General features: G+C 69.6%; 14 protein-coding genes. 1 reads left to right on the plus strand and 13 read right to left on the minus strand.

Going from position 1 to position 17,859, the window contains the following annotated elements:
• The first annotated feature begins 108 nt into the window (after window positions 1-108).
• A complete protein-coding gene (ileS, locus tag ABZV38_RS07445; RefSeq protein ID WP_356325513.1) occupies window positions 109-3,258 on the plus strand; it encodes an isoleucine--tRNA ligase in 3,150 nt (1,049 codons plus the stop codon).
• 275 nt (window positions 3,259-3,533) lie between these two features.
• Here ileS and ABZV38_RS07450 read toward each other — a convergent pair whose 3' ends face one another.
• The 13 genes from ABZV38_RS07450 to ABZV38_RS07510 all read right to left on the minus strand — a co-directional run bounded on the left by ABZV38_RS07450 (window position 3,534) and on the right by ABZV38_RS07510 (window position 17,817).
• A complete protein-coding gene (locus ABZV38_RS07450) occupies window positions 3,534-4,685 on the minus strand; it encodes a DivIVA domain-containing protein (protein WP_356325515.1) in 1,152 nt (383 codons plus the stop codon).
• 49 nt (window positions 4,686-4,734) lie between these two features.
• Entirely contained in the window at window positions 4,735-5,019 is a 285-nt protein-coding gene (locus ABZV38_RS07455; RefSeq protein WP_037697102.1) for a YggT family protein, read from the minus strand.
• 71 nt (window positions 5,020-5,090) lie between these two features.
• Complete coding sequence (gene sepF / locus ABZV38_RS07460) at window positions 5,091-5,708, minus strand: cell division protein SepF (protein WP_356325517.1); 618 nt, start codon at window positions 5,706-5,708, stop codon at window positions 5,091-5,093.
• A gap of 125 nt (window positions 5,709-5,833) precedes the next feature.
• Window positions 5,834-6,553, minus strand: coding sequence for a YggS family pyridoxal phosphate-dependent enzyme (locus ABZV38_RS07465; RefSeq protein WP_356325519.1), 720 nt, complete (start codon window positions 6,551-6,553; stop codon window positions 5,834-5,836).
• Between the two features lie 6 nt (window positions 6,554-6,559).
• Entirely contained in the window at window positions 6,560-7,297 is a 738-nt protein-coding gene (gene pgeF, locus ABZV38_RS07470) for a peptidoglycan editing factor PgeF (RefSeq protein WP_356325521.1), read from the minus strand.
• 17 nt (window positions 7,298-7,314) lie between these two features.
• Window positions 7,315-8,532 carry a cell division protein FtsZ gene (gene ftsZ / locus ABZV38_RS07475; RefSeq protein WP_356325523.1) on the minus strand — a complete coding sequence of 406 codons (1,218 nt, stop codon included), beginning with the start codon at window positions 8,530-8,532 and terminating at the stop codon, window positions 7,315-7,317.
• A gap of 276 nt (window positions 8,533-8,808) precedes the next feature.
• The gene (locus ABZV38_RS07480; RefSeq protein ID WP_356325525.1) at window positions 8,809-9,597 is read right to left on the minus strand and encodes an FtsQ-type POTRA domain-containing protein; all 789 of its coding nucleotides are present in this window, start codon (window positions 9,595-9,597) and stop codon (window positions 8,809-8,811) included.
• 50 nt (window positions 9,598-9,647) lie between these two features.
• On the minus strand, window positions 9,648-10,742 hold the full coding sequence (murG, locus tag ABZV38_RS07485) for an undecaprenyldiphospho-muramoylpentapeptide beta-N-acetylglucosaminyltransferase (protein WP_356325527.1): 1,095 nt from the start codon (window positions 10,740-10,742) through the stop codon (window positions 9,648-9,650).
• A gap of 6 nt (window positions 10,743-10,748) precedes the next feature.
• Window positions 10,749-12,209 carry a putative lipid II flippase FtsW gene (gene ftsW / locus ABZV38_RS07490; protein ID WP_356325530.1) on the minus strand — a complete coding sequence of 487 codons (1,461 nt, stop codon included), beginning with the start codon at window positions 12,207-12,209 and terminating at the stop codon, window positions 10,749-10,751.
• 113 nt (window positions 12,210-12,322) lie between these two features.
• A complete protein-coding gene (gene murD / locus ABZV38_RS07495; protein WP_356325532.1) occupies window positions 12,323-13,750 on the minus strand; it encodes a UDP-N-acetylmuramoyl-L-alanine--D-glutamate ligase in 1,428 nt (475 codons plus the stop codon).
• A complete protein-coding gene (mraY, locus tag ABZV38_RS07500; protein WP_355759250.1) occupies window positions 13,747-14,817 on the minus strand; it encodes a phospho-N-acetylmuramoyl-pentapeptide-transferase in 1,071 nt (356 codons plus the stop codon). Before mraY ends, murD begins: the two co-directional genes overlap by 4 nt.
• The gene (gene murF, locus ABZV38_RS07505; protein ID WP_356325534.1) at window positions 14,814-16,220 is read right to left on the minus strand and encodes a UDP-N-acetylmuramoyl-tripeptide--D-alanyl-D-alanine ligase; all 1,407 of its coding nucleotides are present in this window, start codon (window positions 16,218-16,220) and stop codon (window positions 14,814-14,816) included. The genes mraY and murF overlap by 4 nt, the downstream gene beginning before the upstream one ends.
• A gap of 4 nt (window positions 16,221-16,224) precedes the next feature.
• A complete protein-coding gene (locus tag ABZV38_RS07510) occupies window positions 16,225-17,817 on the minus strand; it encodes a UDP-N-acetylmuramoyl-L-alanyl-D-glutamate--2,6-diaminopimelate ligase (RefSeq protein WP_356325656.1) in 1,593 nt (530 codons plus the stop codon).
• Window positions 17,818-17,859: the final 42 nt, after the last annotated feature.

A 17,859-nucleotide genomic window follows, 5' to 3' on the forward strand; every position in this document is an offset into this window, starting at 1 on the left:
GGGGCCACGGGCGCACACTCGGGGCCAAGGAGGGTGGTACCGCGGGAGCCGGCACGGTTCTCGTCCCTCCGACGGAAGTGGAAAACGTCCGCCGGAGGAATCTCGCCCATGACATCGCCGCAGTACCGCCAGGTACCCGCCCAGGTCGACCTTCCCGCGCTGGAGCACGCCGTGCTCGACTTCTGGCGCGAGAGCAAGGTCTTCGCCAAGAGCCTCGAACAGTCCGAGGGCCGCCCCGAGTGGGTCTTCTACGAGGGCCCGCCGACCGCCAACGGGATGCCCGGCGCCCACCACATCGAGGCCCGCGTCTTCAAGGACGTCTTCCCCCGCTTCCGCACCATGCAGGGCTACCACGTGGGCCGCAAGGCCGGCTGGGACTGCCACGGACTGCCGGTCGAGCTCGCGGTCGAGAAGGAGCTGGGCTTCAACGGCAAGAAGGACATCGAGGCGTACGGCATCGCCGAGTTCAATGCCAGGTGCCGCGAGTCCGTGACCCGCCACACCGACGCGTTCACCGAGCTCACGACCCGGATGGGCTACTGGGTCGACCTGGACGACGCGTACCGCACGATGGACCCGTCGTACGTCGACTCCGTCTGGTGGTCCCTGAAGGAGATCTTCAACAAGGACCTGCTGGTCCAGGACCACCGCGTCGCGCCCTGGTGCCCGCGGTGCGGCACCGGCCTCTCGGACCACGAGCTGGCACAGGGTTACGAGACGGTCGTCGACCCCTCGGTCTTCGTACGCTTCCCGCTCACCTCCGGCCCGCTGGTGGGCGAGGCCGCGCTGCTGGTCTGGACGACCACCCCGTGGACGCTGGTCTCCAACACCGCGGTCGCCGCGCACCCCGACGTCACGTACGTCGTCGCGACCAACGGCGAGGAGAAGCTCGTCGTCGCCCAGCCCCTCCTGGAGAAGGCACTCGGCGAGGGCTGGGAGCTCACCGGCCAGTCGTTCACCGGCCGCGAGATGGAGCGCTGGACGTACGAGCGCCCGTTCGCCCTCGTGGACTTCCCGGCCCCGGCGCACTACGTCGTCAACGCCGAGTACGTGACGACCGAGGACGGTACGGGTCTGGTCCACCAGTCCCCCGCGTTCGGTGAGGACGACCTCAAGGTCTGCCGCGCCTACGGTCTGCCGGTCGTGAACCCGGTCCGCCCCGACGGCACCTTCGAGGAGAACCTGCCGCTGGTCGGCGGTGTCTTCTTCAAGAAGGCCGACGAGGCGCTCACCGAGGACCTGGCCGCCCGCGGCAAGCTCTTCCGCCACGTCCCGTACGAGCACAGCTACCCGCACTGCTGGCGCTGCCACACCGCGCTGCTCTACTACGCGCAGCCGTCCTGGTACATCCGGACGACCGCCGTCAAGGACCGGCTCCTCGAAGAGAACGAGAAGACCAACTGGTTCCCGGAATCGGTCAAGAACGGCCGCTTCGGCGACTGGCTGAACAACAACGTCGACTGGGCGCTGTCCCGCAACCGCTACTGGGGCACCCCGCTGCCGATCTGGCGCTGCGAGGACAACCACCTCACCTGCGTCGGCTCCCGCGCCGAGCTGACCGAGCTCACCGGCGCCGACCAGTCGGACCTGGACCCGCACCGTCCGTTCATCGACGCGATCACGTTCACCTGCACGCAGGAGAACTGCCAGCTGGAGGCGTACCGCGTCCCGGAGGTCATCGATGCCTGGTACGACTCGGGTTCGATGCCGTTCGCTCAGTGGGGCTACCCGTACAAGAACAAGGAGCTCTTCGAGAGCCGCTACCCGGCACAGTTCATCTCCGAGGCCATCGACCAGACCCGCGGCTGGTTCTACACGCTGATGGCCGTCGGCACACTGGTCTTCGACAAGTCGTCGTACGAGAACGTGGTCTGCCTGGGCCACATCCTCGCCGAGGACGGCCGGAAGATGTCCAAGCACCTGGGCAACATCCTCCAGCCGATCCCGCTCATGGACCAGCACGGCGCGGACGCGGTCCGCTGGTTCATGGCGGCGGGCGGCTCCCCCTGGGCGGCGCGGCGCGTAGGCCACGGCACGATCCAGGAGGTCGTGCGCAAGACCCTCCTCACGTACTGGAACACGGTCGCCTTCCAGGCCCTGTACGCCCGTACGTCGAACTGGGCGCCGTCCGCGGCCGACCTGGCCCCGGCGGACCGCACGGTCCTGGACCGCTGGCTGCTCAGCGAGCTGAACGCGCTGGTGGACCAGGTCACGCAGGCACTGGAGGGCTACGACACCCAGCGCGCCGGCAAGCTCCTCTCCGCCTTCGTGGACGACCTGTCCAACTGGTACGTACGCCGTTCCCGCCGCCGCTTCTGGCAGGGCGACAAGGCGGCGCTGCGCACCCTGCACGAGGTCGTCGAGACGGTCACCCGGCTGATGGCGCCGCTGACCCCGTTCCTCACCGAGCGGGTCTGGCAGGACCTGGTCGTCCCGGTCACCGCGGACGCCCCCGAGTCGGTCCACCTCTCCACCTGGCCGAAGGCGGACCTCACGGCCATCGACCCGGCCCTCTCCAGCCAGATGGCGCTGGTACGCCGCCTGGTCGAGCTCGGCCGCGCCACGCGCGCGGAGTCGGGCGTCAAGACCCGTCAGCCGCTCTCCCGGGCGCTGGTCGCGGCGTCGGGCTTCGACACGCTCTCCCCCGATCTGCACGCCCAGATCACGGAGGAGCTGAACGTCTCCTCGCTGGCCTCCCTCTCCGAGGTCGGCGGCTCGCTGGTCGACACGACGGCGAAGGCGAACTTCCGGGCGCTGGGCAAGCGGTTCGGCAAGGGCGTCCAGGCGGTCGCGAAGGCCGTCGCGAACGCCGACGCGGCTGCGCTCTCGCTGGCCCTGCGCGAGGGCACGGCGTCGGTCGAGGTGGACGGCCAGGAGGTCACCCTCTCCCCCGACGAGGTGATCATCACCGAGACGCCGCGCGAGGGCTGGTCGGTGGCGTCCGACTCGGGCGCGACGGTCGCCCTGGATCTGGAGATCACCCCGGAGCTGCGACGTGCGGGGCTGGCCCGTGACGCGATCAGGCTGATCCAGGAGGCCCGCAAGAACAGCGGCCTGGACGTCGCGGACCGCATCGCCGTCCGCTGGACGTCCACGTCGCCCGCGACGGTGGAGGCGCTGACCGAGCACTCGGCGCTGATCGCGGACGAGGTGCTGGCACTGGACTACGCGGAGGGCGAGGCGGACGAGGCGTACGGCGCACCGTTCACGGACGAGGGCCTGGCGCTGACGTTCCGCCTGCGCAAGACAGAGCAGTAACCCACACCACGAGGGGCCCGGCCGGACACGTTCCGGCCGGGCCCTTTCGCTGTTCCCGGGACCGGGGGCGGTGCGCGGCACCATCGAGCCCGCCCGGCGATGGAGGGCATCGTTCAGCCCGTCGAGGGGGTTCTCATGCCTTCAGGGCTGCGGGGGAGTGAGGGCACCCCCGCCGCAGACGCATCCGCCCACGGCAAAGGGCCGGGCCCCGGGGAAAACCCCGGGGCCCGGCCCTCAGCCTGCCGACGGCTACGCGCTCAGCGCGCGCAGGCCGCTCAGTTGTCGTCCTCGTCGATAAGGAAGCCACGCATCGGCGAAGGCGCCTGCTGCATCGGCTGCGGCGCCTGCGGCCGCACCGGTGCCATCGGCTGCGTCATGGCCGGCGACATCTGCTGCTGGCCACCGTACGTCGGTCCACCCATGGACTGGTTGCCGCCCATCTGCGGGCCACCGTGACCACCGTGGTTGCCACCCATGGTGTGTCCCATGGCACTCGCACCGGCCGGAGCCAGCGAGGGCGACGGCGGCAGCGAAGGGGCAGCCGGGGTCCGCGGCGGGGCAAGCGAGTCGTCGGCCTGGGTCTCCAGCTGACGCAGCTGGCTCTCCAGGTAGGACTTCAGCCTGGTCCGGTACTCGCGCTCGAAGCCACGCAGGTCCTCGACCTTGCGCTCCAGCGTCGCGCGGGCCGACTCCAGCGAGCCCATCGCCACGCGGTGCTTCTCCTGCGCGTCCCGCTCCAGCGCGTCCGCCTTGGCACGCGCATCGCGCTCCAGGCCCTCGGCACGGCTCCGCGCCTCGCCGACGATCTTGTTGGCCTCGGAACGGGCCTCCGCGATCGCCTGGTCGGCGGTCTGCTGTGCGAGGGAGAGGACACGGGCGGCGCTGTCGCCACCGGGGCCCTGACCGGGCTGCTGCATCTGCTGCATCTGCGGCGGCTGCATCTGCTGCATCTGCGGCGGCTGCATCTGCTGCATCTGCTGCGGCGCGTGACCCATGGGACCGCCCATGGGACCGCCCTGCATCGGGCCGGGGCCGTGCTGGCCCTGCGGACCGGGACCGTGCTGACCCTGGGGACCAGGACCGTGACCGCTGGGACCGGCGGGCAGCTGCGGAGCACCACCGGGCAGCTGGGGGGGACCCATCTGCGGGGGCTGCTGCTGGACCGGCGGACCCGATATGGCGGCGGGCACGGGTGCCCCGGGCCGGTCCTGCGGCTCCGGCTTCCGCATGCCCTGCTGCTGGTTCTGCGCGGCGGCACGCGTGGCGGCGGCCAGCTTGGCGCGCAGGTCCTCGTTTTCACGGAGCAGGCGGGTCAGCTCGGATTCGACCTCGTCGAGGAAGGCATCGACCTCGTCCTCGTCATAGCCTTCTCGGAGGCGGACGGTCGTGAACTGCTTGTTCCGCACGTCCTCGGGGGTCAGCGGCATCTCTTCTTCACCTCTACGTAGTCGTCGGCAGTCGGCAAGACCGTATCGTTCACAGCCTGGTCACAATCGAGATCAGGATGTAGACGATGATCATCAGAACGAAGAAGGACAGGTCGAGTGCCACGCCCCCGAGACGCAGCGGCGGAATGAACCGCCGCAGAAGCTTGAGCGGTGGATCGGTGACAGTGTAGGTGGCCTCAAGAAGCACCACCATCGGCTTGCCGGGCTGCCATGAACGTGCGAACTGGAAGACGTAGTCCATGACCAGCCGGAAGATCAGCACGATGAGGAAACACATCAGCGCGATATAGACAACCTGCAGTGCGACGCCCATTTCGCGCTTCCCTCTCCCCTGGCTCTCGTAGCTCCGGCCTCGCGGCCGGGGTTGTTCCCGGTGTCGTGTTCTCAGCTCTGGTTGAAGAATCCGCCCTCAGCGATGCGGGCCTTGTCCTCCGCCGTGACATCGACGTTAGCAGGCGACAACAGGAACACCTTCTGCGTCACCCGTTCAATGCTGCCATGGAGACCGAAGACGAGTCCTGCGGCAAAGTCGACAAGTCGCTTCGCGTCCGTATCGTCCATCTCCGTGAGATTCATGATCACCGGAGTGCCCTCACGGAAGTGTTCCCCGATGGTACGGGCCTCGTTGTAGGTCCGGGGGTGCAGCGTGGTGATCCGGTAGGGCTCCCGCTCGGACACGACCTTGGGCATGATCACCGGTGCGTTCTTCTCCATGTTGGGGCGTTCAGGTGTGATGGATGCCACGGGTGCGATTCGGGCGGGTCGCGCGCTCTCGGCCGGGATCTGGACGGGCTCCCGCTGCGCGGGCGGCTGCACCACTCGTACCGGTTCGTCCCGCTCGCGATCCCGCTCCACCTGATGCGCGGGCTGGTGCCGCCGCCGGTCACGCTCCGGCTCCGGCTCGGGTTCGAATTCGTCGTCGGGGTCGAACCCCGGACCGTCGTACCCATCGTCCTCCACGAGGCCGAGGTAGACCGCCATCTTGCGCATCGCGCCGGCCATGCTCTGAGTCCTCCGCTCTGTGGTGGATCGGAACCTGTCACCAAGTGCCCGCGATCCACTCAGGCCTGCCCGCCAAAGGCGGGAATGACCATATTTTCTGCTGTGGTCCGACTTGCTTGGCGACGTTACCCGAGCCCGGGTCGGACTCCGAGTACCGCAGTACCGACGCGCACATGTGTCGCTCCGGCCGCAACCGCTTCCTCGAGGTCCGCGCTCATCCCTGCGGAGACCATGTTCGCAGCCGGATGGTTCCCGCGCAGGCGGGATGAGAATTCCATCAGCCGGTCGAATGCCGCGCGTTGCCGCCCGGCGTACGGTCCGGCGAGTGGCGCCACGGTCATCAGACCGTCGAGCCGGAGCCCCGGCGCAGCGGCCACCGCGGCGGCCAACTCCTCGATCCCGTCCGGCGCGACGCCTCCCCGGTCACCGCGTTCGCCGCTCTCCGCGTCGAGCGCGACCTGGATGAGACACCCGAGTTCGCGCCCGCCGCGCACAGCGGCCGCCGAGAGAGCCGTGACCAACTTGGTCCGGTCAACCGACTGCACGACATCGGCATAACTCGCCACGGAACGAACCTTGTTCGTCTGCAGTTGTCCGACAAAGTGCCATGTGAGCGACAGATCGGCGCAAGCGGCTGCCTTCGGTGCCGCGTCCTGGTCACGATTCTCCGCGACATGACGCACACCGAGTTCATGCAGGATCCGCACATCGCTCGCGGGATAGGTCTTCGTGACCACGATGAGGGTCACTTCTTCCCTTTTGCGACCGGCGGCGGCACAGGCCGAAGCAATGCGTTCCTCCACCTGTGCCAGATTTTCGGCGAGTTGAGTTCTACGGTCCGTCATGCCCTATCAGTCCAACCAGACATATCCGGCGAGCCGCCCGGTCGTGCGGTCGCGGCGGTACGAGAAGTGGTCGCCGGATTCCAGGGTGCAGGCAGGCGACTTGTGCCGGTCCCGGACCCCGAGGGATTCGAGCTGAGCATGGACCCCGGCGGTGACATCCACGGCCGGCGTTCCCCAGCTGGTCTCGGACCACGATCCGGGGACCGCCTCGGCGACCTCGGACCGCATCACCGCCGGGACTTCGTAACACCGTCCGCAGACGGCCGGGCCGGTGTGCGCGGTGATCCGGGACGGCTCCGCGCCGAGCGTCACCATGGCCTCGACCACGGCGGGGACGACTCCGGCGACCAGACCGGGGCGGCCGGCGTGTGCCGCCGCCACGATCCCGGCGACCGGGTCCGCGAGGAGTACGGGGGTGCAGTCGGCGGTGAGCACGGCGAGCGGGAGTCCCCGTTGCGCGGTCACCACGGCGTCCACCGCGGGAATCTCACAACCGTCCGGCCAGGGCCCGTCGACCACGGCCACGTCCCGCCCGTGCACCTGGTTCATCCAGACGATCTGCGCCGGGTCGAGACCGAGGGTGCGGGCGGCGCGCTCGCGATTGGCGAGAACGGCGGCGGAGTCGTCCCCGACCGCGCCGCCGAGGTTGAGCTCCTCGTACGGAGCGGCGCTCACCCCGCCCCACCTGTCGGTGAAGGCGAAGTGAGCGCCACCCCCCGAGGACACAGAGGACACTGCGGTCACTGCGTGGTGCTGGCCTATCACTTCAAGAAGTCCGGAACATCCAGCTCTTCGGCCTGGGAGTCCTGGTAGGAGGGACGGGCCGGCGGGACGTGCGGCGGGGAGACCGGCGACCTCGAGGTCTCGTTCGCCACCGGTACGGACTCGACCGGAGCCGGGGACTCCTCGCGCACAGGCACAGAACCGAGCCCGCCGGACTGGCGCACCGGCTCGGCGGCCCGGACCGGCGAAGTCTGCTCCTCGCGCTTGTTGGCGCCCGCACCGAGGACGTTCTCGCGACGGGCCGGCGGCTGTCCGCCGTCGAAGCCCGCGGCGATCACGGTGACCCGCACCTCGTCGCCCAGTGCGTCGTCGATGACCGCACCGAAGATGATGTTCGCCTCGGGGTGGGCCGCCTCGCTCACCAGCTGGGCGGCCTCGTTGATCTCGAAGAGACCGAGGTCGCTGCCGCCGGAGATGGAGAGCAGGACACCACGGGCGCCGTCGATGGACGCCTCCAGGAGCGGCGAGGAGATCGCCATCTCGGCCGCGGCCACCGCGCGGTCGTCGCCGCGGGCCGAGCCGATGCCCATGAGCGCCGATCCTGCCTCGGACATGACCGACTTGACGTCGGCGAAGTCCAGGTTGATCAGACCCGGGGTGGTGATGAGGTCGGTGATGCCCTGGACACCCGAGAGCAGTACCTGGTCGGCCGACTTGAACGCGTCGAGCACGCTGACCTGGCGGTCCGAGATGGACAGCAGTCGGTCGTTGGGAATGACGATGAGGGTGTCGACCTCTTCGCGGAGCTCGGCGATGCCGTCCTCCGCCTGGTTGGCGCGACGCCGGCCCTCGAAGGTGAACGGGCGGGTGACCACGCCGATCGTGAGGGCGCCGAGCGAGCGCGCGATGTTGGCGACGACGGGTGCGCCGCCGGTTCCGGTGCCGCCGCCTTCTCCGGCGGTGACGAAGACCATGTCGGCCCCCTTGAGGACCTCCTCGATCTCCTCACGGTGGTCCTCTGCCGCCTTACGACCGACGGCCGGGTTGGCCCCGGCGCCGAGGCCGCGGGTGAGTTCACGGCCGACGTCGAGCTTGACGTCGGCGTCGCTCATCAACAGGGCTTGCGCATCAGTGTTGATCGCGATGAACTCGACGCCCTTGAGACCGACCTCGATCATTCGGTTGATGGCATTGACACCACCGCCGCCGACACCGATGACCTTGATGACTGCGAGGTAGTTCTGCGGTGCTGCCACGTCGAAGGCCTCTCGCCTCGAGTTACGTGTCGTCGCTTCGCGGATCTCCCGCGGCGACGACTGATGCCGATTGGGACGGTCCGAACGCCGACCCAAACCCTAACGTTGAAGTTTAGGGTTACCAGTGTGTCTGCTTCTTGGACTCTTCCGAACAGGACACTAAGTCGACAAGTGGCGCACGTTCAACGAACACGCCGAACCTCCCGTTTTTCTTTTCACCCTATGTGATCACCCGTAGCGCTGACCAACCAGGGTGCTGGCCAGGCCAAATGCGCGTCACCTGCCCGACACCGCAGGAGCGGTGGGTGCACTCACGTCGAAGTGTCCCGCTTTGGGAGCCGCTTTCATGAGAGCGGTGAGGACTCTTGCCTTCACCGGCCCCTCCTCGCCGCTGCCCCAGACCACCGTGCGGTCCCCGGTCAGCTCCAAGGTGATCGAATCGTACGAGGTGACCCGCACGACCTGGGTGTCCTTGGCAACCGCACCGGGGAGTTCGCCCGCGACCCGGACGGCTTCCCGCACCAGCCGGCCGCTGCCGAAGCGGCGCAGACTCGCTGACTGATCGGGAGTCAGTTCCAGCAGCGGCACGCGCTTCGGCGGTCTGTCCGCCGTGGCGAAACGGACACCTTTCACGTCCACTTCAATGAACTTTGTTCCCTTTTTCATCAACAGAACCGGTTTGCGTTCGGTCACTTTAAGTCCGATGTCGTGCGGCCATGACCGCACGACATCCACCGAGTCGATACGAGGCAACTTCTGGCGCAACCGGTCCGCGATGGCGTCCGTGTCCACGGCGATCATCGGGGCCCCGATCGGCACCGCAGCGGCGGCCTCCACCTCGGCCGGGGTCAGTACGGCGACCCCGGTGGTGGTGACCTGTTCGGCCCGGAGCCAGGACGAGCCGTAGAGCGCCCAGACGGAGCCCGAAGCGAGCAGCAGGATGCCGACGGCGATCACGATCAGCAGTCTGCGCCTGGGCAGTCTGCGCCTGGTGGGGCGCGGCGGGCGGGCCGGGTCGTCCTGCTGCTGCCCTGCACCGCGCCGGGCGGTCGTCGGTCCGGCCACGCTCGCTCCTTATGCCGGGTCCGGGGGCACCGCCCCCGGACCCGCCCGCCTCACGCGTTGCGACGTGCGGCAATCGCCTCGTACACCATGCCGACGAGCAGGTCGTCGGCATCCCTGCGGCCGAACTCGGCGGCAGCACGGGACATTTCGTACAACCGGTGCGGATCCGCAAGCACCGGGAGGACGTTGCCCTGCACCCACTCGGGGGTGAGCGCAGCGTCGTCCACCAGCAGACCGCCGCCGGCGTTGACCACCGGCTGGGCGTTGAGCCGCTGTTCGCCGTTGCCGATCGGCAGCGGGACGTAGGCGGCGGGAAGCCCGACGGCGGAGAGTTCGGCGACGGTCATCGCGCCCGCGCGGCAGAGCATCATGTCGGCCGCGGCGTACGCGAGGTCCATCCGGTCCACGTACGGTACCGGGATGTAGGGCGGCATCCCGGGCATGTTGTCGATGCGCGGCAATTCGTTCTTCGGGCCGACCACGTGCAGAATCTGGATCCCGGAGCGCTGCAGCAGCGGGGCGACCCGCTGGATCACCTCGTTGAGGTGGCGGGCGCCCTGCGAACCGCCGGAGACCAGCAGTGTCGGCAGATTGGGGTCGAGACCGAACGCGTCGCGCGCCTCCGGGCGGACCCGGGCCCGGTCCAGGGTGGCGATGGTGCGGCGCAGCGGGATGCCGATGTAGCGGGCACCGCGCAGCTTGCTGTCCGGGGTGGATACGGCGACCCCGTGCGCGTACCGGGAACCGATCTTGTTGGCCAGGCCCGGCCGCGCGTTGGCCTCATGCACGACGATCGGCACCCCGACCCGCTTGGCCGCCAGATAGCCGGGCAGGGCGACATAGCCGCCGAAGCCGACCACGCAGTCCGCCTTGGTGCGCTCCAGGATCTGCTCGGCGGCCTTGATGGTGCCGCGCAGCCGTCCCGGGACGGTGATCAGTTCGGGGGTGGGCTTGCGCGGCAGCGGGACGGCCGGGATCAGCGCCAGTTCGTACCCCCGCTCGGGTACGAGCCTGGTCTCGAGTCCGCGCTCCGTGCCCAGGGCAGTGATTCCCACGCTCGGGTCCTGCCTGCGCAGGGCATCCGCGAGGGCAAGCGCGGGCTCGATGTGGCCGGCGGTCCCCCCGCCGGCGAGTACGACATGCACCGAAATTCACCGCTCTCCGGACGGACGCTTCTTGACGCGCCGTCTCATCGTCTTCCATCTCACCCCGGGCCTCCGCATGGCCAGGGCCGCCTTCGCGGCGGGTTCCTCCCGCGCGAACGCGATCAGTAGCCCGACAGCGAACATGGTCGGCAGCAGGGCCGATCCTCCGTAGGAGAACAGCGGGAGCGGGACCCCGGCGATCGGCAGCAGGCCGAGCACCGCACCGATATTGATCACGGCCTGAACCATGATCCAGGTGGTCACACCTCCCGCGGCGTACCTCACGAAGGGGTCCTCCGTGCGTCCGGCCACGCGGATACCCGCATAGCCTAGAGCCGCGAAGAGGGCGAGCACCGACAGCGTCCCCGCCAACCCCAGTTCCTCCCCGGTGATGGCGAAGATGAAGTCGGTGTGAGGTTCAGGCAGTTGGCCCCATTTTTCCACACTCGCACCCAACCCGGATCCGAACCATCCGCCGGACGCCAGAGCATAGATGCCGTGCACTGCCTGCCAGCACGAGCCGTCGGGGCCTGGTTCGCTGACCCCCATGCAGCTGAGGCGTGACATCCGGTTCGGACTGGTCTTGATCAGCAGGTAGGCCAGGACTCCCGCGACGGCGAGCACCCCGGCGAAGAGCCGGGTGGGCGCCCCGGCCAGCCAGAGCAGGCCGAAGAGGATCGCGGTGAGAATCATCGCAGTTCCCATGTCGCCGCCGAGCATGATCAGCCCGAGGAGCATGAAGGCGACCGGGACGAGCGGCACCAGCATGTGCTTCCACTGCGCCAGCAGCCGTTTGTCCTGTTTGCGCGCGAGCAGATCGGCGCCCCAGAGGATCAGGGCCAGCTTGCCGAACTCGCTGGGCTGGAGCTGGAAGGGGCCGCCCAGGTAGAGCCAGTTCTGGTTGCCGTGGACCGACATCCCTATCCCCGGCACCTGGACCAGCACCATCAGGAAGACCGTGCCCATGAGCAGCGGGTAGGCGAGCGCCCGGTGGAGTTTGACGGGCATCCGGGAGGCGATCACCAGCAGTGCGGAGCCGATGACGGCGGCGAGGAACTGTTTACGGAAGAAATACGTGCCGGGTTTGTCCAGTTCCAGTGCCTTGATCATCGAGGCGGAGTAGACCATCACCAGGCCGAGCACGGTGATCAGCAGGCCGGCGCCGAGGATCAGGTAGTACGCGGTCAGCGGGCGGTCCCAGGCCCGGCGTGCCTGCTCGTACATCCGCCGCACACCGCCGCTGCGGGGGGTGCGCGGGCCGGGGCCGTCGTGGCCCCTGGAGCGCGGCACCGCGGGCCGCCGGCCGGCACCCGTCGCCAGCCTGCCGCGCAGGGCGAGGCCGGCAGGCGCCGGGGGCCCTGCCAGGCGGGCGGAGGCCAGGAAAAGCGGGGCGAGCGCCCGGCTGATCGCCACGGTCGGCTGTGAGCGGTCTGTGCCGCGCGCGGCGGAGCTCTCATCGGCCGGCATTGTCGCTGTCCCCTCCACTGCTCGTGCCCGGGGCTGCTGCCAAGGGCCGGGGTGTGCGGCGGAGCCGCCCGTCCCCGGTTGTCCGGGACAGTACGGCGCGGCGGCCGGGCCCGTCAGGCGCTCTCTTCGGCGAGTGCGCGGACCGCGTCCGCGAATGCCTCGCCCCGCTTGTTGTAATTGGCGAACATGTCCATCGAGGCGCAGGCCGGGGCCATCAGTACGGTGTCTCCCGGCCGGGCGAGCCGTGCCGCCTCGCGGACCGCCTCGGACATCGCCCCAGTGTCGGTCCGGTCGAGGTCGACGACCGGGACCTCGGGGGCGTGTCGCGTGAGGGCTTCGCGGATCAGCGCCCGGTCGCGGCCCATCAGCACGACGCCACGCAGCCGCTTCACGGCTCCGCTCACCAGCTCGTCGAAGGTGGCGCCCTTGGCGAGGCCGCCGGCGATCCAGACGATCGGGTCGTACGCCGCGAGGGAGGCCTCCGCGGCATGGGTGTTGGTGGCCTTGGAGTCGTCGATGTACGCGACCTCGGCGACGTCCGCGACATGCTCGATACGGTGCGCGTCGGGACGGAAGGCCCGCAGCCCGTCCCGTACCGCCCTGGGCTCGACGCCGAACGCGCGGGCGAGCGCCGCGGCCGCCAGGGCATTGGCGATGTTGTGCGGGGCGGGCGGGTTGACGTCCCCGACCTCGGCGAGCTCCTGGGCCTGCTTCTGCCGGTTGGTCACGAAGGCCCGGTCGACGAGGATGCCGTCGACGACGCCCAGCTGGGACGGGCCCGGGGTGCCGAGGGTGAAGCCGATGGCGCGGCAGCCCTCCTCGACGTCCGCCTCCCGGACCAGGTCCTCGGTGGCCTTGTCGGCCGCGTTGTAGACACAGGCGATCCGGTTGCCCTCGTAGATCCGGCCCTTGTCCGCGATGTACGCCTCCATGGAGCCGTGCCAGTCGAGATGGTCGGGCGCCAGGTTGAGGACGACCGCGGAGTGGGCGCGCAGCGAGGGCGCCCAGTGCAGCTGGTAGCTGGAGAGCTCGACGGCGAGTACGTCGTACGTCTCGTCGCCGAGCACCGCGTCCAGCAGGGAGACCCCGATGTTGCCGACGGCCGCTGTGCGCAGCCCGGCCGCCTCCAGGATCGAGGCGAGCATCCGTACGGTCGTGGTCTTGCCGTTGGTGCCGGTGACTGCGAGCCAGGGGGCCGGTTCCCTGCCGTCCCGGCCGCGCAGCCGCCAGGCGAGCTCGACGTCGCCCCAGACCGGGACGCCCGCCTCGGCGGCTGCTGCGAAGAGCGGCTTGTCGGGCTTCCAGCCGGGGGTGGTGACGATGAGCTCGGTGGACTCGGGCAGGGTCGCCCCGTCGCCGAGGCGCACGGTGATTCCCTGCGCCTCCAGCTCGGCGGCCTGTGCACGGGAACGCTCGTCGTCCCCGTCGTTGACCACCGTGACGACGGCGCCGAGGCCGTGCAGGACACGGGCAGCGGGGATACCGCTGACACCGAGCCCGGCGACGGTGACGTGCTTGCCCTGCCAGTCCTGGTTGCTCACTTGGCGGCTGCCCACCCTGCGTAGAAGAGACCGAGTCCTACGATCACGCACATGCCCTGGATGATCCAGAAACGGACCACGACAAGGACTTCGGACCAGCCCTTGAGTTCGAAGTGATGCTGGAGCGGCGCCATCCGGAAGACCCGCTTGCCGGTCATCTTGAAGGAGCCGACCTGGATGACCACGGACATGGTGATCATGACGAAGAGGCCGCCGAGGATGGCCATCAGGAACTCGGTGCGGGAGCAGATCGCGAGACCCGCGAGCGCGCCGCCGAGTGCCAGCGAACCGGTGTCGCCCATGAAGATCTTGGCGGGCGAGGTGTTCCACCACAGGAAGCCGAAGCAGGCGCCCATCAGCGCGGAGGCGACGACCGCGAGGTCGAGCGGATCGCGGACCTCGAAGCAGGCGTTGGGGTTGGTCAGGGAGACCGCGTTGGCGCAGGACTCCTGGAACTGCCACAGCCCGATGAAGGTGTACGCGCCGAAGACCATCACGGAGGCGCCGGTGGCCAGACCGTCCAGGCCGTCCGTCAGATTCACGCCGTTGGACATGGCGAGGATCATGAACAGCGCCCAGACGACGAACAGCACCGGGCCGATCGACCAGCCGAAGTCCGTGACGAACGACAGCTTGGTGGAGGCCGGGGTGTTGCCGCGGCCGTCGGCGAACTGGAGCGACAGCACCGCGAAGGCGATGCCGACGATCAGCTGGCCGGCCATCTTCGCCTTGGCCCGCAGGCCGAGCGAACGCTGCTTGACGATCTTGATGTAGTCGTCGAGGAACCCGACCAGACCCATACCGGTCATCAGGAACAGGACCAGCACCCCGGAGAATCTGATCGGCTCGCCGGTGATCACCTTCGCCAGGACGTACGCCATCAGCGTGGCCAGGATGAAGGCGATGCCGCCCATGGTGGGCGTGCCCTTCTTGCTGCCGTGGCTGCGCGGGCCGTCGTCGCGGATGAACTGCCCGTATCCCTTGCGGGCCAGGAGCTTGATCAGCAGCGGGGTACCGACCAGGGTCAGGAAGAGCCCGATGGCCCCCGCGAAGAGGATCTGCCTCATCGGCCGGTGACCTCGCCCTCGGTCGAGTTCTCCAGCAGTGCCTGGGCGACCTTTTCCAGGCCGGCCGACCGGGACGCCTTCACCAGCACGACGTCTCCCGCGCGCAGTTCACTGCGCAACAGGTCGACGGCCGCCTGTGCGTCGGACACGTGCACCGACTCCTCACCCCACGAACCCTCGTTGTATGCGCCCAGTTGCAGCCAGGAGGCTTCTCTGCCCCCGACCGCGACGAGCTTGCTGACGTTGAGCCGGACGGCGAGCCGTCCGACCGCGTCGTGCTCGGCGAGCGAGGCGTCGCCGAGCTCAGCCATGGGGCCGAGCACCGCCCACGTACGCCGGCCCTTCCCCATGGCGACCAGCGCGCGCAGCGCTGCTCGCATGGATTCGGGGTTCGCGTTGTAGGCGTCATTGACGAACGTCACGCCGTCCGGACGCTCGGTGACCTCCATGCGCCAGCGGGAGAGGGTGCCCGCCTCGGAGAGCGCCACGGCGATCTCATCTGCGGACAGGCCCAACTCATGGGCGACGGCGGCCGCGGCGAGCGCGTTCGACACGTGGTGCTCACCGTACAGGCGCATGGTCACATCGCTGCACCCGGTGGGTGTGTGGAGCGTGAAAGCGGGGCGGCCGTCGTCGGTGAGACGGACCTTCTCTCCCCGTACGTCCGCATCCGCGGCTTCACCGAAGAGCAGCACCCGGGCCTTCGTACGAGAGGACATGGCACGCACGAGCGGGTCGTCGGCGTTGAGAACGGCGACCCCGTTTTCGGGAAGCGACTCGACCATCTCGCCCTTGGCGAGGGCAATCTGCTCGCGGCCGCCGAACTCGCCGATGTGTGCGGTGCCGACGTTGAGGACGAGGCCGATCCGCGGCGGGACGAGGCTGGTGAGGTAGCGGATGTCGCCGATGTAGCGGGCACCCATTTCGAGGACGAGGTGCTCGGTCTTCTCGGTGGCGCGCAGGGCGGTGAGCGGCAGCCCGATCTCGTTGTTGAGATTGCCGGCAGGGAAGACGGTGGGGCCCTTGCGCTCCAGGAGCTGGGCGATCAGGTCCTTGGTGGAGGTCTTGCCCGCGGAGCCGGTGAGGGCGACGACGACGGTGCCGAGGCGTCCGACGACGGCCCGGGCGAGGGCGCCGAGCGCGGCCATGACGTCGTCGACGACGATCGCCGGGACACCGACGGGGCGGGCGGCCAGTACGGCTGCCGCGCCCGCCTCGACGGCGCGCTGCGCATAGTCGTGGCCGTCGACCCGTTCACCGGCGAAGGCGACGAACAGGCTGCCTTGCTCCACCGCTCGGGAGTCGATGACGACAGGCCCGCTGACGGTCGCTGCCGGATCCGGTATGTCGTACGACTGCCCGCCGACGATTTCGGCGATCTCGGCGAGGGTAAGGGCGATCACTTGGTCATCCCTGACTGTTGTTCTCGTGGGTGTGGGCAAGGTCCGGGGCGCCCGCGGGGGCATCGTCGGCGCTCTCTTGCCCCAGGGACCGGGCGATGGCCGCGCGCAGCACCGTACGGTCGTCGAAGGGGCGCACCACTCCGTGGATGTCCTGGCCCTGTTCGTGGCCCTTGCCGGCGATCAGCACGGTGTCACCGGGCCGGGCGCGGGCGACCGCGGTGGCGATGGCTGCGGCCCGGTCGGCGTCGACCAGGACGTCGCCGCGCTCGTGGACGGGCACCTCGGCGGCGCCCGAGAGCATCGCGGCGAGGATGGCCAGAGGGTCCTCGGAGCGGGGGTTGTCGGAGGTCAGCACGGCGGTGTCGGCGAGCCGGGCAGCTGCCGCCCCCATCGGTCCGCGCTTCGTCGTGTCGCGGTCGCCGCCGCAGCCGAGCACGATGTGCAGTCTGCCCTCGGTGACCTTGCGCAGGGAGCGCAGGACGGACTCGACGGCGTCGGTCTTGTGCGCGTAGTCGACGAGCGCGAGGTACGGCTGTCCGGCGTCGACGCGTTCCAGCCGGCCGGGGACTCCGGGGACGGCGGCGACCCCGTCGGCCGCAGTCTGCGGGTCGATGCCCGCGACGGCGAGGGTGACGATCGCGGCGAGGGTGTTGGCGACGTTGAACGGGCCGGGCAGCGGGGCCCTGGCGGTGATCCGCTCGTCCTTGGGGCCGACCACGGTGAAGGTGGAGCCCAGCGGGCCGACTTCGACGTCCTCGGCACGCCAGTCGGCGTCCAGGTGGCCCTCGGCGGAGAAGGTGACGACCGGAACGGACGCCCCCGTGATCAGCCTGCGGCCGTACTCGTCATCGAAGTTGACGACGCCCCGCCGGCTGCGCTCGGGGGTGAACAGCTGCGCCTTGGCCTCGAAGTAGTCCTCCATGCCGGAGTGGAACTCCATGTGCTCCGGGCTGAGGTTGTTGAAGACGGCGACGTCGAAGACACAGCCGTCGACCCGGCCGAGCACCAGCGCGTGGCTGGAGACCTCCATGGTGACCGCGTCGACGCCTCGCTCGCGCATGACGGCGAACAGGGCCTGGAGGTCGGTCGCTTCGGGGGTGGTGCGCTCGGATTTCATGCGCTCGTCGCCGATCCGCGTCTCGACGGTGCCGATCAGCCCGGTGCTGCGTCCGGCGCCTCGGAATCCGCCCTCGATGAGGTACGCGGTGGTGGTCTTCCCGGACGTTCCGGTGATGCCGATCTGCAGGAGGTCGGCGCCGGGCCGCCCGTAGATCTCGGCGGCGAGTTCGCCCATCCGGCCGCGCGGGTTCTCGGTGACCAGCACCGGCAGTCCGGTGGCGGCGGCGCGCTCGGCGCCCGTCGGGTCGGTGAGGACCGCCGCCGCGCCGAGGCCAGCGGCCTGGGTGACGAAGTCGGCGCCGTGGAGGCGGGCGCCGGGCAGCGCCGCGTACACATCGCCGGGCCGTACCGCCCGCGAGTCATGGGTGATGCCGGTGACCTCGCCGGATCCCGGCGATTCGACTCCCAGCCGGGCTGCCAGCTCGCCGAGGGTGGTCGGCCGGAGCCGATCCGGGCGGGGCGCTCCCGGGTAGTTCACAGGGGCGTCCTTCTGGATGGTTTGGGACTGTTCAGCGTGGGG

Origin of the sequence: Streptomyces sp. NPDC005181 (genome assembly GCF_040608395.1) — a bacterium.
Taxonomy (GTDB): domain Bacteria; phylum Actinomycetota; class Actinomycetes; order Streptomycetales; family Streptomycetaceae; genus Streptomyces.